At 67.6% G+C, this 20,411-nt stretch carries 17 protein-coding genes; 7 read left to right on the top strand and 10 right to left on the bottom strand.

What is annotated here, in order from left to right:
- Positions 1-41: 41 nt before the first annotated feature.
- Together ACIQ09_RS10825 and ACIQ09_RS10820 are read right to left on the bottom strand one after the other, a co-directional pair.
- Positions 42-1,385: an ATP-binding protein gene (locus ACIQ09_RS10825; RefSeq protein ID WP_398309131.1), complete on the bottom strand. Its 1,344-nt coding sequence runs from the start codon at positions 1,383-1,385 to the stop codon at positions 42-44.
- Positions 1,386-1,392: 7 nt separating this feature from the next.
- Entirely contained in the window at positions 1,393-2,103 is a 711-nt protein-coding gene (locus ACIQ09_RS10820; RefSeq protein ID WP_398309128.1) for a response regulator transcription factor, read from the bottom strand.
- A gap of 199 nt (positions 2,104-2,302) precedes the next feature.
- Here ACIQ09_RS10820 and ACIQ09_RS10815 point away from each other — a divergent pair, with 199 nt between their 5' ends.
- Entirely contained in the window at positions 2,303-2,668 is a 366-nt protein-coding gene (locus ACIQ09_RS10815) for a hypothetical protein (RefSeq protein ID WP_398309125.1), read from the top strand.
- A 5-nt stretch (positions 2,669-2,673) separates the two neighbouring features.
- Positions 2,674-3,048, top strand: coding sequence for a cysteine rich repeat-containing protein (locus ACIQ09_RS10810; protein WP_398309122.1), 375 nt, complete (start codon positions 2,674-2,676; stop codon positions 3,046-3,048).
- Between the two features lie 26 nt (positions 3,049-3,074).
- On the opposite strand, the gene ACIQ09_RS10805 is transcribed toward ACIQ09_RS10810, so the two are convergent.
- Entirely contained in the window at positions 3,075-5,219 is a 2,145-nt protein-coding gene (locus ACIQ09_RS10805) for a methyl-accepting chemotaxis protein (RefSeq protein WP_398309119.1), read from the bottom strand.
- 171 nt (positions 5,220-5,390) lie between these two features.
- Between ACIQ09_RS10805 and ACIQ09_RS10800 the strand changes: the two genes are divergently transcribed.
- Complete coding sequence (locus ACIQ09_RS10800; protein WP_398309116.1) at positions 5,391-6,311, top strand: class I SAM-dependent methyltransferase; 921 nt, start codon at positions 5,391-5,393, stop codon at positions 6,309-6,311.
- Between the two features lie 5 nt (positions 6,312-6,316).
- On the opposite strand, the gene ACIQ09_RS10795 is transcribed toward ACIQ09_RS10800, so the two are convergent.
- The 6 genes from ACIQ09_RS10795 to ACIQ09_RS10770 form a co-directional block, all read right to left on the bottom strand.
- Complete coding sequence (locus tag ACIQ09_RS10795; protein ID WP_398309113.1) at positions 6,317-8,047, bottom strand: response regulator; 1,731 nt, start codon at positions 8,045-8,047, stop codon at positions 6,317-6,319.
- 226 nt (positions 8,048-8,273) lie between these two features.
- Positions 8,274-9,827: an alkyl hydroperoxide reductase subunit F gene (ahpF, locus tag ACIQ09_RS10790; protein ID WP_398309110.1), complete on the bottom strand. Its 1,554-nt coding sequence runs from the start codon at positions 9,825-9,827 to the stop codon at positions 8,274-8,276.
- An 89-nt stretch (positions 9,828-9,916) separates the two neighbouring features.
- Entirely contained in the window at positions 9,917-10,480 is a 564-nt protein-coding gene (ahpC, locus tag ACIQ09_RS10785; protein WP_296413938.1) for an alkyl hydroperoxide reductase subunit C, read from the bottom strand.
- Between the two features lie 113 nt (positions 10,481-10,593).
- Positions 10,594-11,997, bottom strand: a complete 1,404-nt coding sequence (locus ACIQ09_RS10780; protein ID WP_398309107.1) for a sensor histidine kinase — start codon at positions 11,995-11,997, stop codon at positions 10,594-10,596.
- Positions 11,994-12,656 (bottom strand): response regulator transcription factor, encoded by a 663-nt coding sequence (locus ACIQ09_RS10775; protein ID WP_398309104.1) that lies wholly within the window; start codon positions 12,654-12,656, stop codon positions 11,994-11,996. Before ACIQ09_RS10775 ends, ACIQ09_RS10780 begins: the two co-directional genes overlap by 4 nt.
- 5 nt (positions 12,657-12,661) lie before the next feature.
- Positions 12,662-13,018, bottom strand: coding sequence for a PepSY domain-containing protein (locus tag ACIQ09_RS10770; RefSeq protein WP_398309101.1), 357 nt, complete (start codon positions 13,016-13,018; stop codon positions 12,662-12,664).
- A gap of 140 nt (positions 13,019-13,158) precedes the next feature.
- Between ACIQ09_RS10770 and ACIQ09_RS10765 the strand changes: the two genes are divergently transcribed.
- From ACIQ09_RS10765 to ACIQ09_RS10750, 4 genes are read left to right on the top strand one after another with little or no spacing between them, the layout of a single operon-like run.
- Positions 13,159-13,584 carry a DUF1924 domain-containing protein gene (locus tag ACIQ09_RS10765; RefSeq protein ID WP_398309098.1) on the top strand — a complete coding sequence of 142 codons (426 nt, stop codon included), beginning with the start codon at positions 13,159-13,161 and terminating at the stop codon, positions 13,582-13,584.
- A 30-nt stretch (positions 13,585-13,614) separates the two neighbouring features.
- Positions 13,615-14,106 carry a diheme cytochrome c gene (locus tag ACIQ09_RS10760; RefSeq protein WP_398309095.1) on the top strand — a complete coding sequence of 164 codons (492 nt, stop codon included), beginning with the start codon at positions 13,615-13,617 and terminating at the stop codon, positions 14,104-14,106.
- A 25-nt stretch (positions 14,107-14,131) separates the two neighbouring features.
- The gene (locus ACIQ09_RS10755; protein ID WP_398309092.1) at positions 14,132-15,436 is read left to right on the top strand and encodes a ferric reductase-like transmembrane domain-containing protein; all 1,305 of its coding nucleotides are present in this window, start codon (positions 14,132-14,134) and stop codon (positions 15,434-15,436) included.
- A 47-nt stretch (positions 15,437-15,483) separates the two neighbouring features.
- On the top strand, positions 15,484-16,620 hold the full coding sequence (locus ACIQ09_RS10750) for an NADH:flavin oxidoreductase/NADH oxidase (protein WP_398309089.1): 1,137 nt from the start codon (positions 15,484-15,486) through the stop codon (positions 16,618-16,620).
- Here the strand turns inward: ACIQ09_RS10750 and ACIQ09_RS10745 are convergent.
- A complete protein-coding gene (locus tag ACIQ09_RS10745; protein ID WP_398309086.1) occupies positions 16,617-19,976 on the bottom strand; it encodes an ATP-binding protein in 3,360 nt (1,119 codons plus the stop codon). The two genes, ACIQ09_RS10750 and ACIQ09_RS10745, sit on opposite strands and share 4 nt — an antisense overlap.
- Between the last annotated feature and the right edge of the window lie 435 nt (positions 19,977-20,411).

The following is a 20,411-nucleotide window of genomic DNA, read 5'->3' as shown; positions in this document are numbered from 1 at the left end:
CGATGCGCAGGACCTTCAGTGGGCGGCCGTAAAATATTCAGTCAGCCCTGGCTCCCCTTGCCCCCGACCGACAGCGGCAGGCGCAGCGTGACCCGCAGCCCCGGTGCAGCGTCCTGCAGTGCCATCTGGCCGCCATGGCGGCGCACGGCACGTTCGACGACCGGCAGCCCCAGGCCGGTACCGGGCTGGCCGCGGTCCTTCGTCCCGCGGAAAAAGGGCTTGAGCAAGGTCTCGCGCTGCTCCGGGGGTATGCCCGGCCCGTGGTCGCGCACGCTCAGCAGCGCCTCGCCGTCCTGGGCCTGCAGTGCCACCTCCAGCGGCAGCTGCCCATAGCGGCGAGCGTTGTCCAGCAGGTTGAGCAGGCAGCGCTGCAATACGATGCGCGAGGCGGGTTCGACCCACAGGACTTCGCCTTCCGCCGGCACGCGGGCCACCACGTCGGCATGGTCGCCGCTCGCCAACACCTCGCGCACCAAGGCATTCAGGTCCACCCCTTCATCAAGCGCTTCGGTGGCGGTGCGCACCAGCGTGATGAAAGACCCCACCAGCTCATCGGCCAGTTGCACGTTGCGCACAATGCTCTCGCGACGCACGGCCACGCCAGGCGCCTCGGGCAGCAGTTCGGCGGCCAGGCGGATACGTCCCAGCGGTGAGCGCAGGTCATGGGAGATGCCTGCCAGCATCATGGCGCGGGCGTCGTCCTGCTGTACGCGCTGCTCGGCAAAGGCATCGAACTGCTGGGCCAGTTGGCGTAGCTCGACCGGACCGCGCTGCGCCAGGGCAGGGGGAGGTTCTCCGGTTTCGGCAAACGTCCTCACGCTGCGCTGCAGATCCTGCAATGGCCTGGCCACAATGCGGCTGAGCCAGGCCGCCGCCAGCAGGAACACCACCACGGCGAGCCCCAGGCCGATAGCACCGCGCAGGCGCAGGCCAGGGTTCTCCAGCGCACCATGGATGCCCACCCAGACAGGGGGCCGGCCCGCCGACGCGAGCTCCAGCCAGGTGATGGATTCTCCCTGCTCGCCACTGACCGCCATGCGGCCAACAAAAATGCCGCGCTCGCGCAAGCCATCGCGCAAGGCGTTGTAGCGCGGCGCCATGGCGGTCGCCTCGATGAAGTGGGCGCGTTGCGGCGGTGGCCCCGGCTCCAGGTCCACCGGCACCAGCACGTCCACGCCCTGCGGCAACGCAAGGGTCTCGCCGCGCTGCAGTTGCGCCTGCAAAGGCCCCAGCGCGGCAGACCAGGAAGGCAGCGCTGCCTTGGCGAACACACTCGCCTGGTCACTGAACAGAACCAGCGTAAGCATGATCACAAGCAGCACCGCCACGCCCACCTGAAGCAGAAAGATCCGGGCAAACAGGGTGTCGAACCAGCGGCCCTTCATCGCACCATCAGCAGCGGCTGCCCGTGAATACATAGCCTTCGCCGCGCACCGTCTCGATCCAGTCGCGCCCGCCGGGCGCCGCGGAGAGCTTCTTGCGCAGGCGGGCCACCTGCACGTCTACTGCGCGATCCATGGGCACATAGTTGCCCGGCTGCACCGCGGCGGAAAGGGACTGGCGCGAAACACATACGCCGGGCTGGCTGGCCAAGGCCAGCAGCAGCTTGAATTCGGTGGAAGTCAGCGCCAGGGGCTCTCCGTCGCACTTCACCCGTCGAGCCAGCAGATCCAGCGTCAGTCCGTCAAAACGCAGCTGGGTACGGCGCATGACCGCCTGCTGGCGGCGAACCAGTGCCCGCACCCGCGCCACCAGCTCCCGTGGCTCGAAGGGTTTGCCCAGATAATCGTCAGCGCCCAGCTCAAGACCGAGCACCCGATCAAAAGGGTCCCCTCGTGCGGTGAGCATGAGCACAGGCAGCTCGTGACCACTTTCCCGCAGACGCCGGCACAGATCCAGACCGTTGGCATCCGGCAGCATCAGATCCAGCAGCAGCACATCCGGCTCGATCTGCTTCAGTTCGAGGAGGCCCTGGGCGGCCGTGCCGGCGCAGTGAACCCGCATCCCATGCGCTTGCAGCAACTCGGCCACCATGGCGGAGAGCTCAGCATCGTCGTCCACCATCAGGACAGTAAGAAGGTCTCGGGAAAGGGCTACCGGCATGGCATCCAGTTTACGCCGCGCCGGGGGTGACGGCCTCTGATGTTTCAAGGCTGACATGTTTCGTCGCACAACGACAAGCACGGACGCGGGCCCGTGGCCTGTAATGCAGTCGTGCCCGACGAGCCCTCACAGGCTGCAGGACACACCCCTCAGGCGCCCCAGCCGCCACCTGTTTCATCCACGTTCCAGGAGCCATGTCATGAAAACCACTGCCACCACCCAGTCCGGCCTTGTCCTCTGTGCGGTCCTGCTGTCGCTGTCATCTCTATCCACGACCGCCAGTGCCCGCGACCGCAGCACCCACTTCAGCGGCCCCCAGGGCCACACCATGACCCGTGAGGTCAGCCGCGCCCATGGCGATGTGTCATCCACCACCACCGGCCCCGGTGGGCGGAGCATGAGCCGCCAGACGGTGCGCGGTGAAGGCCACGTGGCCAGCACGGTCACGGGCCCCAATGGCCAGAGCGCCTCCCGCGCGGTGGACCGCTCTCCCGAGGCCACGAACGCAGTCGTCACCCTGCCCAACGGACAGACCATGAGCCGTTCCACCACCCGCCAACCGTGATGAGCATGCCCGCATTCCATTCAAGGGCCACGAGGGCGGCCCTGCTGCTGGTCGTGTTCGGCGCGGGTCACGCCCCCGCCGTCCAGGCCCAGCCGGCCCAGCAGGCCTGCCGGGCCGACTTTGCCGAGTTCTGCACGGGCATCACGCCCGGGGACGGGCGCATCCTCGCCTGCCTGCGCGAGCACCGGGATCAGCTATCGGCAGACTGCAAGACCAGCCTTGAGACGGCACAGGCTTGCGCCGACCAGGTCCGCCAGCGCTGCGGCAGCCCCACGGAAGGCAAGGCGCCTGATCGCAACGCCATGCGCCAATGCCTGCACGAGCAGCGCGACAAGCTCCCGGCCTCATGCCGCTCGCAGCAGCAGCTTCAGCAACGCTGACCGGCCCGGAGCCGCGCCAGGGCAGGCTAGCCGGCCAGCTTGCGCGCTGGCGATCTGACCACGCTGAGGGGTGCCGTCCGGCCCATGTCGGGCAGGTCGGTGGTGCTGCTTGGCAGCTTGAACTGGGAGATGGCTTCGACCAGGCGTTCGGCCTGGACCTCCAGGCTTTCGGCGGAGGCGGCAGCTTCTTCCACCAGCGCAGCATTCTGCTGGGTGGTCTCGTCCATCTTGCCGACGGCGACGCTCACCTGTTCGATGCCCAGACTCTGCTCGCGACTGGCACCGCTGATTTCGGTGACCAGCTCGGTGACCTGGCCGAACACCGTCACCACCTCATTCATCACAGTGCCGGCTTTATCTGCCAGGGCCGCGCCGTCTTCGACCTGGCCGACCGAGATGGCGATCAGCTCCCGGATCTCCCGGGCGGCGACGGCGCTGCGCTGGGCCAGCTGGCGCACCTCGTTGGCGACGACGGCGAAGCCGCGACCCTGCTCGCCGGCCCGTGCGGCCTCCACCGCGGCGTTGAGCGCCAGGATGTTGGTCTGGAAGGCGATGCTGTCGATGACGCCGATGATGTCGGAAATGGTGCGGGAGCTTTCGCGGATGTCGGCCATGGTCACCATCACCCGCTTGACCGCCTCGCCGCCCTGACCCACCACGTCACTGGACTGCCTGGCCAGGGCGCTGGCCCGCTCTGCGTTATCGGCGTTCTGCTTCACCGTCGCGCTGATCTCCTCCATGGAGCTGGCGGTTTCCTCCAGGCTGCTGGCCTGCTCTTCGGTACGGCTGGAGAGATCGGCATTGCCGGCTGCGATTTCCCGGGCGGCGCTGTTGATGGAACGGGCAGCGCCCTGCAGCCCGGTCACCAGTGTCTGCAGGTGTGCCACCGTGGTGTTGGCGTCATCCCGCAGGCGCGCGAAGGTGCCCTGGTAGTTGCCGCCCATCTGCTGGGTCAGGTCGCCCCGGGCAAGGGCCTCGAGGATGCGCGAGACGTCGCCGAGCCCCTGGTCACTGACGTCCATCAAGCGGTTAAGCCCCTGGATCATGGCCTTGAATTCGTGCTGAAAGGCATCCGCATCACCACGCACGGTGAAGTTGCCGCCAGCCGCGGCATCCACCAGGGCGCGGATCTGCCCGCTCATGCCCTGCAAGCTGTGCTTGACCCCATCGATGGCTGCGGTGATCTGGGCCTTCTGGCCAGGCATGCGGTCCATGTCCACCGAGAGGTCGCCGATGGCGTAGTGCTTGACCACATCGACGACACGCATCTTCACGGCAATATGGGCCTGCACCAGCGCATTGATCGTGCGCGCCATCTCGCCATAGATGCCCGGAAAGCGCTGGTCGTCGATCTGGTGGTCGATGAAACCCAGCTCGTGCTGGTGGGCGTTGTCCCGCTGGGCGTCGGCAAAACCCCGGAAGGTGTCCACCATGCGCTGCATGGCTTGCAGCAGCTGGCCGGTTTCGTCCTCGGCATTGATCTCGATGTGCTCCGGCAAGCTGCCTGCCGCCACCGCCTGGCTGATCGCCACGGCCTGCGCCAGCGGACGGCTGACGCTGCTGCTGATCAGCCACGCGGCCAGGGCGCCCACCAGCACCATGCCAGCCGCCAGCACGCCGAGCGTCCGGGCAGCACGGGACACCGCCGCGTCAAAGGCCTCCCGAGCAGCCCGGGTTTCGCTGGCCTGCAGGGTAAGCAGTCTGCCAAGGGCCGCGCCGATGGGTTTGTCGGCGCCGGCGATGGACTTGTCCACGTCGGTCACCGAGGCACCGCTCGCCTTCAGTTCAACAACCCGGTTGATCACCGCCCGATACTTCTGCCCGCCGGCCCCGATCTCGCCCAGCGCCGCGTCCGCGTCGGGCGACAGGGGGCCAACCGCCCTATAGTCCTGCACCACCTTGTCGATGGCGTCCATGCTGGTCACGAACTTGGCCGGGTAGTCGCTCCCCCCGCGCAACACGCTGTTCTTGAAGTAATGGATGGCGTTACCGAGCTCCACCTGGCCACGGAAAGCCAGACGCTCGCGCACCAGCATCCTGTTTTCGTAGTCGCCGAACTGCTGCCGCAGCTCAAACAGGTTGTACAAGGCAATGCCGGCAACGGAGATGCCCAGGGCGAGGACAAACCCGAAACCCAGCGCCAGGCGCTTGCCGATCGTCAGCTTTTTCATGCGTGTTCCTCAAAGCCGCCAGAGAAGGCGGGCCGCTACATAAGGTCAGCAAGATAACGACCAGCGGGCCGGGAACATTAGCCGGAGTCGGCTACCGCCCCGCCGGGCCCGGGGTTGGCCGGCGGGCTTGTCTGGTACATTGCGGGCCGCTCATCCAACGCCGCGCGCCCCATGCAAGCCCTCCTTGATGCCATCGCCACCCTGCCCCTGCCCACCGACGCCCAGCGCGTGTTCCACGGCCGCGGCGGGATGTATCCCGGGTGTGAGCAGTGGACGCTGGACGCCTTTCCCCCCGTGTGGGTGCTGACCAGCTTTCAGCTGGCCACGGAGGCCGAGCTGATCACCATCGACGCCGCGCTGAAAGCCCGCTGGGCCGAAATCAACCCCGGCGAAGCCCTGAACTGGGTCTACCAGTACCGCTTTGAAGCCCGGGCCGAGACACGCCTGATGGCGGGCAGCGTGCCCGATCCCCATGTGATCACCGAGAACGGCGCCCGGTTTGCCGTGCATCTGCTGCGCGGCCTGAACCATGGCTTCTTCCTGGACATGGCAGAAGGCCGGCGCTGGGTGCGCGAGTACATGGCCGCCCGGCCCGGGCTGAAGGTGCTCAACCTCTTCGCCTACACCTGCTCCTTCTCGGTGGTGGCCCTGCTGGGCGGGGCGCGGCAGGTGACCAACATGGACATGGCCGACGGTGCCCTGGCCATCGGCAAGCGCAACCACCTGCTCAACGGGATCAACGGCGGGGCGGGCTTCCTGCCCCATGACATCTTTGCGTCCTGGGGCAAGATCACCCGCGGCGGCCCCTACGACCTGATCATCCTCGACCCACCCAGCTACCAGAAGGGCAGCTTCATTGCCGAAAAGGACTACGCTCGCCTGATGCGCCGCCTGCCCGACCTGGTGGCACCGGGTGGGCATGCACTGCTGTGCCTCAACTCCCCCAAGCTCGGCGTCGCCTTTCTGCAGGACGCGATGCGGGAGCAGGCGCCGGGCTTTGACTTCCTGCAGCGGCTGCCCAACCCGCCGGCGTTTGCCGATGTGTCTGACGAGCGAGCGCTGAAGGTACTGGTTTACAAGGCGCCGGACTGACGCACTTAGTGCACCGTGGTTTCGGGTGTCGCCTCGGCACTGCCCTCTTCCACCCGTGCGATGGGCAGATTCACGGTGAAGGTGGTGCCCTGCCCCACCACGCTGTGCACGTTGATGCTGCCGTGATGCCTGCCGATGATGCCGTAGGCGATGGAGAGCCCCAGGCCGGTGCCCTTGCCGACGGGCTTGGTGGTAAAGAATGGCTCGAAGAGGTGGGGCAGGTTCTCATCGGGAATGCCGACACCGGTATCGCTGATGGCGATGTAGGCCATGCCGTCCGACCCATGGCAGGTGGAGATGGTGATCTCGCCCTTGTCGGCGATGGCATGGCCGGCATTGACCAGCAGGTTCATGAACACCTGGTTGAGCTGAGAGGCGATGCAGCACACCTGGGGCAGGGTCGGGTCGTAATGCTTGACCACGGTGCACTTGTACTTGAGCTCGTTCCAGATGATGTTGAGGGTCGAGTCGATGCACGCATGAATGTCGGCCCAACCCCAGCCGGTCTCACCCACGCGGGAGAAGTCCTTCAGGTTCTGCACGATCTCCTGGACCCGGAAAAGACCGTCCTTGGATTCGGCCAGAAGCAGGAAGACGTCTTCCCTGAGAAAATCGAAATCCTTCTTCCGCTTCAACTCGACGAGGGCTGCGGCGGCCTCCGGAGCGAGGGCGCCGGCTGTATGTTCGTCATAGGCGGCGATGATCTCGAGAATGCCGCCCAGGTAGCCTTCCAGCGTGCTCACGTTGGAGCGGACGAAGCCGATGGGGTTGTTGAGTTCGTGGGCAACACCGGCGGCAAGCTGGCCAAGGGAGGCCATCTTCTCTGACTGGAGGAGCTGGTTCTGGGCCTCTTCGAGCTTGCGGTTGAGCTCCCGCTGATGGGCCAGGGAGGTGGCCAGCTGCTCCCGCTCCTTGCGCAGGTCGGCCTCGGCGGCAACCTGGTCGGTCACGTCGCTGGCATACACCACCACCCGCAGGGGCAGGCCGGGCACCGGATAGACGGTAACGTGGAAGATGCGATCCTCCCAGGCGGCATCCACTTCACCGGTGCGGGCGGTGCGGATCACCTCGGCGATCTGATCGGAAACCGGGATGCCGAACTCCGGGGGCAGCAGATCGAAGAGATTGCGCCCATACAACCTGGCCGGAGTGGCCCGGAACTGTTCGGCACCAATGCGATTGATGGCCAGGATCCCGCCTTCGGGGCTGATCATGGCAATGAGCTGGTCGGCACTGTCGAGCACCGCGCGCAGGGCCGCGGTCCGTTCGGTAACGCTGGCCTCCAGGTTGGCGTTGTGGTCGCGCAGGGCGTCCTGGGCGCGCTTCAGTTGCAAATGGTTGCGGATGCGCGCCAGCAGGATGGCCGGGCTGAAGGGTTTGGTGATGTAGTCGGCGGCACCGAGGGACAGGCCGTGCTGCTCATCCTCGTCGGTCACCCGGGCGGTCACGAAGATCACCGGAATGGCCCGGGTGGCGTCGTCAGCACGCAGACGCTCCATGACTTCGTAGCCGTCCATCTCCGGCATCATCACGTCCAGGAGAATCAGATCGGGCCGTGGCGTTCCGGCGGCAATCGCCAGGGCCGCCGGGCCGGACTCCGCCGTGAGCACACGAAAGTGTCCGACCAGCATGCGGCTCACGGCCTTGAGGTTGATGCGCGAATCGTCCACCACCAGGATCGTGGCGGCCATCGCATCCGGCGGGGACATGGGGTTCTTGGTCTGGACAACTTCCATCTTGGGCTCTCCGCTTCTGCCGACACGGTGTTTCCCGCTACCTGCCGTACGTCATCATCCAGTGCCTACGGTTCGGCGAGCCGGCAACTTGAGCCAGAAATGGGAGAGCCCGACAATTTCATCACGCCTCACGCTGCGTGTGCTGCGATCGCCAGGCGCTGCAGCCGAGCACACGAACGGCAGAAACCCGCCACAGGGGCGGGTTTCCAGCTTCACTCAGACACGCTCAGGCCGGGGCCGAGCTGCGGATGAGGTGATCAAAGGCGCTCAGGGAGGCCGTGGCACCCGCCCCCATGGCGATGATGATCTGCTTGTAGGGCACGGTGGTGCAGTCGCCCGCGGCAAACACCCCCGGCACCGAGGTGGCGCCCTTGGCGTCGATGATGACCTCGCCCCGATCGGACAGCTCGACGGTACCCTTCAACCAGTCGGTGTTGGGCAACAGGCCGATCTGCACGAAGATGCCTTCAAGCTCGACGAGCTTTTCCGCGCCACTGACCCGGTCCTTGTAGCGGATGCCGGTCACCTTCTGACCGTCGCCGATCACTTCGGTGGTCAGGGCCGACTTGATCACCGTGACGTTGGGCAGGCTATTGAGCTTCTTCTGCAATACCGCGTCGGCGCGCAGGGTGTCGGCAAACTCAAGCAGGGTGACGTGAGAGACGATACCGGCCAGATCGATGGCGGCCTCGACACCCGAGTTGCCACCGCCGATCACCGCCACGCGCTTGCCCTTGAACAGGGGGCCGTCGCAGTGGGGGCAGAAGCACACGCCCTTGGCCTTGTACTCCTTCTCGCCGGGCACGTTCATCTCGCGCCAGCGGGCCCCGGTGGACAGGATCACCGACTTGCTGCGCAGGGTCGCGCCGTTCTCGAGCTGGATCTCGATCCGGTCCCCCGCCACCAGCTTGGTGGCCTTCTGGAGGTTCATCAGGTCAACCTCGTACTGCTTGACGTGCTGCTCCAGCGCCGCGACGAGCTTGGGCCCTTCGGTCTCCTTCACGGAGATGAAGTTCTCGATGCCGAGGGTATCCATCACCTGGCCGCCGAAGCGCTCGGCGACGATGCCGGTGCGGATGCCCTTGCGGGCGGCGTAGATGGCTGCTGCAGCGCCGGCCGGGCCGCCACCGACGACGAGCACATCGAAGTCTTCCTTTTTGCCGATCTCCTCGGCGGCCCGGGCGGAGGCGCCGGTATCCACCTTGGCGAGGATCTCCTCGATGGTCATGCGGCCCTGGCCGAAGGCCTCGCCGTTGAGGGACACCGTGGGCACGGCCATGATCTTGCGTTCATTGACCAGATCCTGGAACAGGGCCCCGTCGATCATGGTGCTGCTCACGCCGGGGTTGAGCACGGCCATCAGGTTGAGGGCCTGCACCACGTCCGGGCAGTTGTGGCAGGACAGGGAGATGAAGGTCTCGAACTCGAAGCGGCCGGTGAGGGCCTTGATCTGGTCGATCACGCCCTGATCCACCTTGGGCGGATGGCCGCCGGTCTGCAGCAGGGCCAGCACCAGGGAGGTGAACTCATGCCCCATGGGGATGCCGGCAAAGTGGATGCGCGGCGCCTCGCCCGGCTCGGCCACGCCGAAGGACGGACGCAGGGCGTGCTTGCCGTTCTCGCGCAGGGCCACCTTGGGGGAGAGTTCGGCGATGTCGGTGAGCAGCTCGCGCAGTTCCTGGGCCTTGGGGCTGTCGTCGAGGGAGGCGACGAGCTCGATGGGGCGCTGGAGCTTCTCGAGGTAGGCCTTGAGCTGGGTCTTGATGTTGGCGTCAAGCATGGTCGTGTCCTTTCAGTAAGCGGGGATTCAGGTTGAATCGCGTCGCCAGGCGCTCTCAGGGAAAGCGCCTGACGCCGGAATCCGGTGGGTCAGATCTTGCCGACCAGGTCCAGGGACGGGGCCAGGGTGGCATCGCCTTCCTGCCACTTGGCCGGACACACCTCGCCCGGGTGGGTGGCCACGTACTGGGCGGCCTTCACCTTGCGCAGCAGCTCGGTGGCGTCACGGCCGATGCCCAGGTCGTGGATCTCGGCCACCTTGATGCGGCCTTCCGGATCGACCACGAAGGTGCCGCGGAGTGCCAGACCCTCTTCCTCGATCATCACGTCGAAGCCGCGGGTGATGGCGCCGGTAGGGTCGCCGATCATCGGGTAAGCGATTTTCTTGATGGTATCGGAGGCATCGTGCCAGGCCTTGTGGGTGAAGTGGGTGTCGGTGGACACGGAGTACACCTCCACGCCGATCTTCTGGAATTCCGGGTACAGGTCGGCCATGTCGCCCAGTTCGGTGGGGCACACGAAGGTGAAGTCGGCCGGGTAGAAGAAGAAGATGGACCACTTGCCCTTCAGGTCGGCGTCGGTCACGGGGACGAACTTGCCGTTGAGGTAGGCGGTGGCAGCAAAGGGTTTGACGGTACTGTTGATGATGGCCATGTGATGCGCTCCCAAGTGGTTGTCTGAATGGATCTGGAGAAGACAGAACGAATATTAGAAAACCCCGGGGAATTGGTCTAATTGATTGATGGAATGAAGTCGATACGAAATTACTATAGCCCCGGTAAGCCCGCGGCTGGCAGGCTCAAGGTGGCGCGCACGCCCCCCAGGGGCGAGGCGTCGAGACACACACTGCCGCCGTAGAGGCGCGCCAGGTCGTCCACGATGGCCAGGCCCAGGCCCGTGCCGGGCACCTGCTCGTCGGCCCGCACGCCCCGCTGCAGCACGGCGGCGCGCTGCTCTGGGGCCAGGCCGGCGCCGTCATCATCAATGGTGATGCACAGCTGCGCCCCCTCGCCGCGGGCCCGCACCTCGATCCGTGCGCCGGCCCATTTGCAGGCATTGTCGAGGAGGTTGCCGAGCATCTCCTGCAGGTCCTGGGCCTCCCCCCGGAAGGCCGGCACCGCGTCCATGGGCGCCACCACCAGGCTCAGCCGGCGTTCCGCGTGGATGCGCTGCATGGTGCGCACCAGGCCATCGACCACCGGGGCCAGCGCGCAGCGCGCACCGGGCAGGCGGGCGGCGGCCTGGGCCCGGCTGAGGTGGTAATCCACCTGGCGCCGGGCAGCGGCCACCTGGTCCCTCACCAGGGCCGCCAGGGGGTCGCCCGGCGCGGCCGCATGGGCGGCGTTGGCCAGCACGCTGAGGGGCGTCTTGAGGGCATGGGCGAGGTTGCCGGCCTGGGTGCGGGCGCGTTCCACCACCTCGGCGTCATGGGCCAGCACGCTGTTGAACTCGTCGATCAGGGGCGTGATCTCGGCGGGAAAGGCCCCCTCCAGGCGCTGGGTGTCGCCGCTGCGCACCTTCCCCAGGGCCGCCCGCAGGCTGCGCAGGGGGGCCAGGCCGACGAACACCTGCACCAGGGCCGCCACCACCAGGCCGGCACCGAGCCCGCCCAGGGCCAGCCACAACACGCCCCGGAAGCGCGACACGGGCGCCTCCATCAGGCTCTCGTCGGCGGCGACGATGAGCCGCAAGCGATGGGGCGGGCCGCCGCCCGGATCGTCGATGCGCACGCTGCGCTCGATCATGCCCAGCCCCTTGCCCTCGGGGCCCGGGATGCGGTGACTGCGGATATCGCCGTCCACCGGCGAGGCCGCCGGGGCTGTCAGCACCTGGTCCCACAGGGAGCGGGAGCGCAGCGCGCCCGGGCGCGGGGCTGCCCCATCGAGCCTGTCCACCTGCCAGTACAGGCCCGAGTAGGGGCGCCCCAGACGGGGGTCGCTGAGGGGCTGGGACAGCTGCACCCGCCCGTCATCGGCGAGGGTCAGCTGGGCCGTGAGCTGGTCCAGGTGGGTCGTCAGCTCGGCCTGGAACTGGGCCTGGACATGGCTGCGGAACAGGTCGCCAAGCCCCCAGCCGGCCAGGATGATGGATACCGCGATCCACACCAGGGTGCCGGCCAGCAGGCGCAGGCGCAGGGAGCCGCGGCGAGTGCTGCGGACAGGGTCCGTCATGGGGGCGTCGTCAGGCGATAGCCGAGGCCACGCACGGTCTCGATGAGGCCCGCAGGCAGCTTCTTGCGCAGACGGGCAATGAAGACCTCGACGGTGTTCGAGTCCCGGTCGAAGTCCTGGGCGTAGATGTGCTCCACCAGGTCGGCACGGGAGATCACCTCGTCCCGGTGGTGGATCAGGTAGGCCAGCACCCGGTACTCGTGGCCGGTGAGGCTGAGGGCCTGACCGTCGACGGTGGCGCGGCCGTTGCGGGTGTCCACCACCAGCGGGCCACAGGCCAGCTCGGCGCTGGCATGGCCGCCGGCGCGGCGGATCAGGGCGCGCAGCCGGGCCAGCAGCTCTTCCATGTGGAAGGGCTTGGTCAGGTAGTCGTCGGCCCCGGCGTCGATGCCGGCCACCTTCTCGTGCCAGCCATCGCGGGCGGTGAGGATCAGCACCGGCATGTTGCGGCCGGCCCCGCGCCACTTGCGCAGCACGCTGATGCCGTCCAGCCCGGGCAGGCCCAGGTCCAGAACCACGGCGTCATAGGCACCCGATTCCCCCATGTAGTGCCCGTCCACCCCGTTGCCGGCGCAGTCCACCGCATGGCTGGCGGCCGTCAGCGCGGTGGCCAGCTGGGCCTGCAGGGTGGGTTCGTCTTCCACGACCAGGATGCGCATCGTGCCTAGTCTCCCGAACGGCTGGCGCCCTTGCGCCCCAGCACGGTGGCGTCCCGGGCGTCGACCTTGAGCTTGATCAGGGCCCCGCCGCTCTGCAGCAGCTTGATCTCGTAGATCCAGCGCCCGCGCAGGGCGTCGCGCTCCAGTTCCACGTCCACCGCCTGGCCTGGATGGTCGCGCTCGATGCGCTCAAGGATCGTGCGCAGGGGCAGAACCTCTCCGGCCTCCAGGGCGCGACGGGCGCGCTCGTGATCGTGATCGTCCCCGGCCAGGCTGGCGCCCGCGCCGAGGGCCAGCAGCAGCGCGCCAAGGGCCAAGGCCCGGCGGCCAGCGCCGCGTTGTGATGAATGTCTGCCAGTCATGGCGGCTTCCTTCCAGTGGGGTTCAACACGCCTCCTTGTAGCCCCGGCAAGGTGAACGCCGGATGAACGGCGGCTTAAGGCGGGGTTCAGCATGGGCGGCCCATAGTAGGGCCCATACCGATCCCACGAGGGCCTCACCCATGAAAACCGCCTCCGCCACCGCCCTGACCAGCTTGCTGACCCTTTCCGTGCTCCTGTGCGGCAGCGCCAGCGCCGCCCCGCGGGACGACATCCTGCGCAGCCTGGACAGCGCCGCCCGGGCCGCCGACCCGGCCTTCACCGGCTTCTCCGCTGCCCGCGGCCAGACCCTGCACACCCAGGCCTTCGCCGGCGGCAAGGCCGACACCCCGGCGTGCACCGCCTGCCACGGGGCCACCCCGCGCAGCAGTGGCCGTACCCCGGCCGGCAAGGCCGTGGAACCCATGGCCCTGTCCCTCAGCCCATCCCGCTACAGCGACGCCGCCAAGGTGGACAAGTGGTTCACCCGCAACTGCCGGGACGTGCTCGGCCGGGAATGTACCCCCCGGGAAAAGGGCGACTGGCTCAGCTTCATGTTCAGCCAGTAAGCCCTGCCCTCCGCTCAGAAAGGAATCCCCATGAAAACGCCTGTTCGCCCCCTGGCCCTGTGCCTCGTCATCGTCGCCGTCTCGGCCCTCGTCCTGGGCCGGGCCCAGGCTGGCGGTGGCCACTATTTTCCGCCGGTTTCCGACCCGGTGGTGAAGGAGGAATGCGGCGCCTGCCACCTGGCCTTCGCCCCCGCCATGCTGCCGGCCCGTTCCTGGCAACGCATGATGGGCGATCTGAAGAACCATTTCGGCGATGACGCCAGCGTGGCCCCTGAGGTGGCCGCCCGCATCACCGACTACCTTGTTGCCAACTCGGCGGACAAGGCCGGCCAGCCCTACACCCGCAAGCTGCTGCGCGGCCTGGCCGCCAGCGACACGCCCCTGCGCATCACCGAGCTGCCCAAGTGGGTGCGCGAGCACCGGGAAGTCTCGGACCGGGAGTGGCGCCACAAGAATGTGCGCACCCGCGCCAACTGCGTGGCCTGCCACGCCGACGCCGAGCGCGGACAGTACGACGATTGAGCCCCCACCCACCCCGATTGCGATCATGAAACCCCTGCTTTCCACCCTGCTTCTTCTCGTCGGCCTAGCCTGGGGGGCTGATGTCCTCACCCAGCCGTTGCCCGACGCCCATCCCTTGTGGCTGGCCCGCCAGGAGGGGCTCTACCTGAGCGGCCTGATGTCCATCGCCCTGATGTCCCTGGGCATGCTGCTGGCCACCCGCCCGGTCTGGCTGGAGAAGCCCCTCGACGGCATGGACCGCATCTACCGCAGCCACAAGTGGGCCGGCATCCTGGCCATCGGCTTCGCCGCCACCCACTGGCTGATCGAGATGTCCGGCGACATCCTGAAGTCCACCATCGGCCGGGAAGGCCGGGTCCCCAAGGAGAAGTTCACCGGGCTGGCCGAGGTCCTCCGCGACCTGGCCAAGGACCTGGGCGAATGGGCCATCTACTTCGCCCTGGCCATGCTGGTGATCTCCCTGTGGAAGCGCTTTCCCTACCGGGCCTGGCAGCTCCTGCACAAGGCCATGCCCCTGCTCTACCTGGCCCTGGGCTTCCACGCCGCCATGCTGGCCCCGCGGGACTACTGGACCCAGCCTGTCGGCGCGCTGCTCGCCGTGCTGCTGGTGGTCGGGGCTTATGGCGCCCTGCGCGCCCTGCTCGGCGGCATCGGCCGGGCGCGCCGGACCACCGGCGAGATCCTTGCCGTGGACAGCACCACGCCAGACGTCACCGGGGTGCGCTGCCGTCTGAACACCTGGCCGGGCCATCGCCCTGGGCAGTTCGCCTTCGTCACCTTCGACCCGCGGGAAGGCGCCCACCCCTTCACCCTGGCCAGCGCCGACCGGGGCGACCACACCGTGGACTTCCAGATCAAGGCCCTGGGCGACTACACCCGCAAGCTCGCAGGACGGCTGAAGCCCGGGCAGAAAGTCCAGGTCGAAGGCCCCTACGGCCGCTTCGATCTGGCCCGCTGCCGCCCCGATGCCCGCCAGATCTGGATTGCCGGGGGCATCGGCATCACCCCCTTCCTGGCCTGGCTGGAGGCCCTGCAGGGCCGGCCCGCCGCCGACGTCCCGCCGGCAGCGCTGCACTACTGCACCCGCGACCGGGCCGCTGACCCCTTCGTCGCCCGCCTCGAGAACCTGTGCGCCGGCCTGCCCGGGGTAAGCCTGCACATCCATGGCGCCCAGCAGGGCGAACGCCTCGGCGCCGCAGCGCTGGGTGACACACGCCAGGCGGAGATCTGGTTCTGTGGCCCCGGCGGGCTGGCCGATTCCCTGCGCGGCGAGCTGGCCAGCCTGGGCCGGCGGCCGCGCTTTCACCAGGAAGCCTTCGAGATGCGCTAAGGCGCCGCTATCATCCGGGGCTTCAGCCCTCCGCCGGAGCCCCGCCCATGTCTGCCCCCAAAGCTGCATCCGAACCCGTGCTGTTCTCGCCCTACACCCTCGGCGATCTGCACCTCGCCAACCGCATCGTCATTCCCCCCATGTGCCAGTACTCGGCTGACAGGGGCAATGCCACCGACTGGCACCGCATCCACCTGGGCAACCTGGCCCTGTCCGGTGCCGGCCTGCTGATCATCGAGGCCACCGCCGTCGAAGCCATCGGGCGCATCTCGCCGGCCGACCTGGGCCTGTGGTCGGACGACAACGCCGCCGCCCTCGCCGGGGTGCTGGAATCCATTCGCCGCTATTCGGCCATGCCGGTAGCGGTGCAGCTGGCCCATGCCGGGCGCAAGGCCTCCAGCCATGTGCCCTGGGAGGGCGGCCAGCTGATCCCCCTGGCCGACGGGGGCTGGGAGACGGCCGCCCCATCGGGCCTGGCCTACGCCTCCGGCGAACGCGCGCCCCTGGCCTTGGATGCGGCGGGGCTGCGGCGTATCCGCGAGGCCTTCGTGGCCGCCGCCCGCCGCGCCGCGCACATCGGCCTGGACGCCGTCGAGGTGCACGGCGCCCATGGCTATCTGCTGCATGAGTTCCTGTCGCCCCTGGCCAATCAGCGCGACGATGCCTACGGCGGCAGCCTGGAGAATCGCCTGCGCTTTCCGCTGGAAGTCTTCGACGCGGTACGCGCCGCCTTCCCCGCCGGCAAGCCGGTGGGCATGCGCATCTCGGCCACCGACTGGGTGGAGGGCGGCTGGGATCTGGAGCAGAGCGTGGTACTGGCCGAGGCGCTCAAGGCGCGGGGCTGCGACTTCATCCACGTGTCCACGGGGGGCCTCTCGCCCCTGCAGAAGATCGCCCTCGGCCCCGGCTACCAGCTGCCCTTTGCCGAGCGCATCCGCGCAGAGACCGGGCTACCGACCATCGCCGTGGGCCTGATCACCGAAGCGGAGCAGGCCGAGGCCATCGTCGCCACCGGCCAGGCCGACCTGGTGGGCGTGGCCCGGGCCATGCTCTACGAGCCGCGCTGGCCCTGGCATGCGGCCGCCAGGCTGGGCGCCCGGGTGGACGCCGCACCGCAGTTCTGGCGTTGCCAGCCGCGGGGGCAGGCCGACCTGTTCAGCGGCGCGCAGATCGGGCAGCGCTAGCCCGGTACCCGGCCGGTGGTGTGGTGCAGGATGACCCGCACCATCTCCTCCGGGTCGATGGGCTTGGCCAGGTGGCCGACCATGCCGGCCGCCACGCAATGGGCCCGCTCCTCGTCAAAGGCGTGGGCCGTCTGGCCGATCACCGGCAGGTCGGGGGCCAGGGCATGGATGGCGCGGGTCGCCGCGTAGCCATCCATCACCGGCATCTGTACATCCATCAGCACCACGTCAAAGGCCGGCGGCCCCTGCACGCGCAGGCAGTCCACCGCCTCCTGGCCGTTGCCGGTCAGGACGACCTCGGCACCTTCGCCGATGAGCAGTTCCTCCAGCACCATCTGGTTCACCTCGTTGTCCTCTGCCACCAGCACACGCAAGCCGGCCAGCCGGGCGCCCTCGACACGTTCCGGCGTTTCCGGCCCGGTCAGGCTGCGGCGGGCGGCCACAGCCTCCACGGGCACGCAGGGCAGGCGTACCTGGAAGCTGCTGCCCTCGCCGGCGCGGCTGCTCGCCCGCAGGGTGCCGCCCATCAGCTCGACGATGCGATGGGTGATGGTGAGCCCCAGCCCGGTGCCGCCAAACTTGCGGGTGGTCGAGTTATCGGCCTGCTCGAAGGGGGCAAACACCTTGGCCACCTCCTCGTCGCTCATGCCGATACCCGTGTCGGTGACCTCGAAAAGCAGGCTGTCACCCTCCTGCCCGACCGCCAGGGTCACGCTGCCCTGCTCGGTAAACTTGATGGCATTGGAGAGCAGGTTGAGCAGCACCTGCCCGACCCGCAGGGGATCGGTGATGCAGGACTCGGGCAAGGGTGAAAGCCGCTGGAAACGCAGCGTCAGGCCCTTGGCCTGGGCGCGGTCCTCCATCAGGCCCAGGGTGTCGCCGATGACTTTGGCCAGATCCACCGGAATGGCCTCGATGCGCAGCTTGCCCGCCTCGATCTTCGAGAAGTCGAGGATGTCATTGATGATGCCCAGCAAGAGCTGGCCCGAGGACAGGATGCGGGCAAAGGTGTCCCGCGCCTTGTCGCGACCGCGGCTCTCGCGGAAGCCGATATGGGCCAGACCCAGCACACCGTTGAGAGGCGTGCGGATCTCGTGACTCATGTTGGCCAGGAACTCGCTCTTGACCCGGGCCAGACGCTCGGCCTCGGCACGGGCCGCCACCAGGTCGGCGGTACGCTCGGCCACCAGATCCTCCAGGCTGTCCCGGTAGCGGGCCAGCTCCCGGTCCTTCAGCACGCGGTCAGTGATGTCCTCGAGAATGGCGATGCCACCGATGATCTGCCCGGCCTCGTCACGCAGGGGCGCGCAGTTCATGGCAATATTGAGATCATGGCCGTCGTAGGTGGTGTGGTAAGGCCCTTCATAGCGGCCGACGTGCCCATCGATGGCATCCCTCAGCGCGGGCACCACCCTGGAGTCTTTCAGCGTATTGCAGTCAAGCCGGAGCATGTACTCCAGCGGCGCAGTCATGATCTGAGCGAACTGCTGGTTGCAGTAACTCACCTTGAGCTGGGTGTCGTACTTGAGGATGCCCACCGGGGAATGCTGGAGCAGCAGCCGGTGATGCTCTTCGCTCTCGCGCAAGGCGATCTCGGTGATCTTTCGATCGGTCACATCCGACTGTACCCCCTCCCACATCACCGAGCCGTCCGCCTGCGGGCTCGGTCGGGCCATCACGGAAATCCAGCGTACCCGCTCAGCAACGCGGATCCGCCCCTCCCATTCAAAAGGCGTCAGGCTGGACATGGCCCGGCGCTGAGTGGCCTGGAACGAGGTCAGGTCATCCTCGTGGATCTGGAGGTAGGGCACCCAGGCATCAGCCAGCACCGCCTCTGCCGCCAGCCCCCACTGCTCACAGAAGCGCGGACTGATGTAGGCAAAGCGGCTGACCTCCGGAGGCCGCCAGTGCAGCTTGAAGATCCCCACCGGAATGCTCGCCACCAGCCGCTCGTACTCGTCGAGGGCTTCCTTCAGCGAGGCTTCGGCGCGCCGCCGGTCGGTCACGTCCTGCACTGCACCGTGGATGCGTACGGGCACGCCGGACGCATCCCGCTCGGCCCCCGCCAGGCCATGGATCCAACGCACCTCCCCATCCAGGCGGATGAAGCGGTAAACATGATCGAAGGACTGCCCCACCTGCATCGTGCCCGCGTCAAAACGTGCCAGGGTTTCGGCCCGGTCGTCCGGGTGCAGCCTGTCACGCCACGCGTCCAGGGAGAAATCTTCGTCGGGGCGGACGCCGAAGATCTCCATCAGCTGTGCCGATCCGTGGGACAAGCCCGTACGCAGGTCAATGGAGAAGACACCCAGCCCCCCCACCCTCTCGGTGATGCCCAGAGCCTGGTCGCGGTCACGCAGGTCTGCCAGGGCCTCCCGGAGGCGCGCCGAATGGGCATGCTGACGGCGGTGATAGCGGCGCATCAGCAGGGCCGCGCCGATGCTGAGCAGCAGGACCACGACCAGCAGAGCCCCGGTGTATTCCACATCGCGACGCCACGCCACCAGGTAGTTTTCGCTGGCCACCCCAACCACAAGCAGAAAAGGCAGCCCCTCCACCCGGCGCACCGAATTGATCCGCTCGACCCCGTCACGCATGCGTGGAGAGTGATAGCTGCCCGAGGTCACACCGGTGGCCAACAGGCTGCGCAGCTCGTCGGAGATCTCGGTGTTGCCGATCTCGTTGAGCGCCCCAGCCAGCGGCGGATGCACACTGATCAAGCCCGCATCCGCGTAGCGCAGCATGGCCATGCCTCGCGGTCCCAAATGGGGTCGGGCCAGCAGCTCGGTCATGAAATCAACGGCTATCGTCGCCTCCACCACCCCACCAAAACGACCGTCCGGCAGATCCAGGCGGCGTGCATAGGCCACCACCCACTTGCCGGTACGCTGGTCGAAAAAGGGGCGTGACACCACCATGCCCGGATGGGGCACGTCCCGGAGGTGTTTGAAATAGTCCCGCCCGGCTTCACCACCCTCTGCCTTGGCGCCTGTCTGAGTCGCCCGCCGTGGCCGGCCGTCCGCATCATAGACCCGCAGGGCCTCGGTCTCGGGCAGCCAGTCCTTGTAACGGGCCAGCAGGGCCAGGACCTCGTCGGACTCGCGGATGCGCCCTTCGCGCCCGCTCCGCTCCAGCTCATCAACCACCGCCCGCAGGGTCACGTCAATGGTGCGCCCGACACTGGCAAGGCTGTGGTCGAGCACCTGGACGAGGTTGCGGGTGCTCAGAGTGGCCAGCTCCTCGGCCCGCTGACGACTTTCGGAAAGGCTGGCCCAAGCCAGCAGGATCGCAGCCAGGTTGGTGAGGATAACGGCCACGATGAGAAGCCGCTCAAAACGCCAGAAACGGGGGCGCACCTCAGCCCCTCCCCCTTGCGGAGAAGGGAGCGGAGACAGGCCGGACGCAGGGGGCGAGGAGGTCATGTTCCAACGCGGGCAAGGGCTGACGACATATGCGGCAACCGGAGAGGCATGCCTTGCTATCGGCGCCGGCAAGCAACTCTGTAGATACGGTTACCAAGAGAACGGTGGGGTCGAGTTCATTGGCTATGTTCGCGTTAGGTATGTAAATACGACCCCCGGCAGGCCCGCCGGGCTTGGAGAGCCTTGCTTGTCGGAGGGAAGCGCTTCCCGCAGTTTTCGCGAACGTAGTCAGTTCACTCCCTTCGACCTTGAACCGGTGAGCCCTTGCGGGACGGCTTTCCGTTCTCTTACGTCACATTGGCCGGGTCTCGCCCCGGCGGGCGACCTTCTTCTTTGTTGTACGACAAAGAAGAAGGCAAGAAAGCGTAC

Source organism: Zoogloea sp. (assembly GCF_044344315.1).
In the GTDB taxonomy this organism is placed as follows: Bacteria; Pseudomonadota; Gammaproteobacteria; order Burkholderiales; family Rhodocyclaceae; genus Zoogloea.
This window is presented reverse-complemented; position numbering and strand designations above follow the sequence as displayed.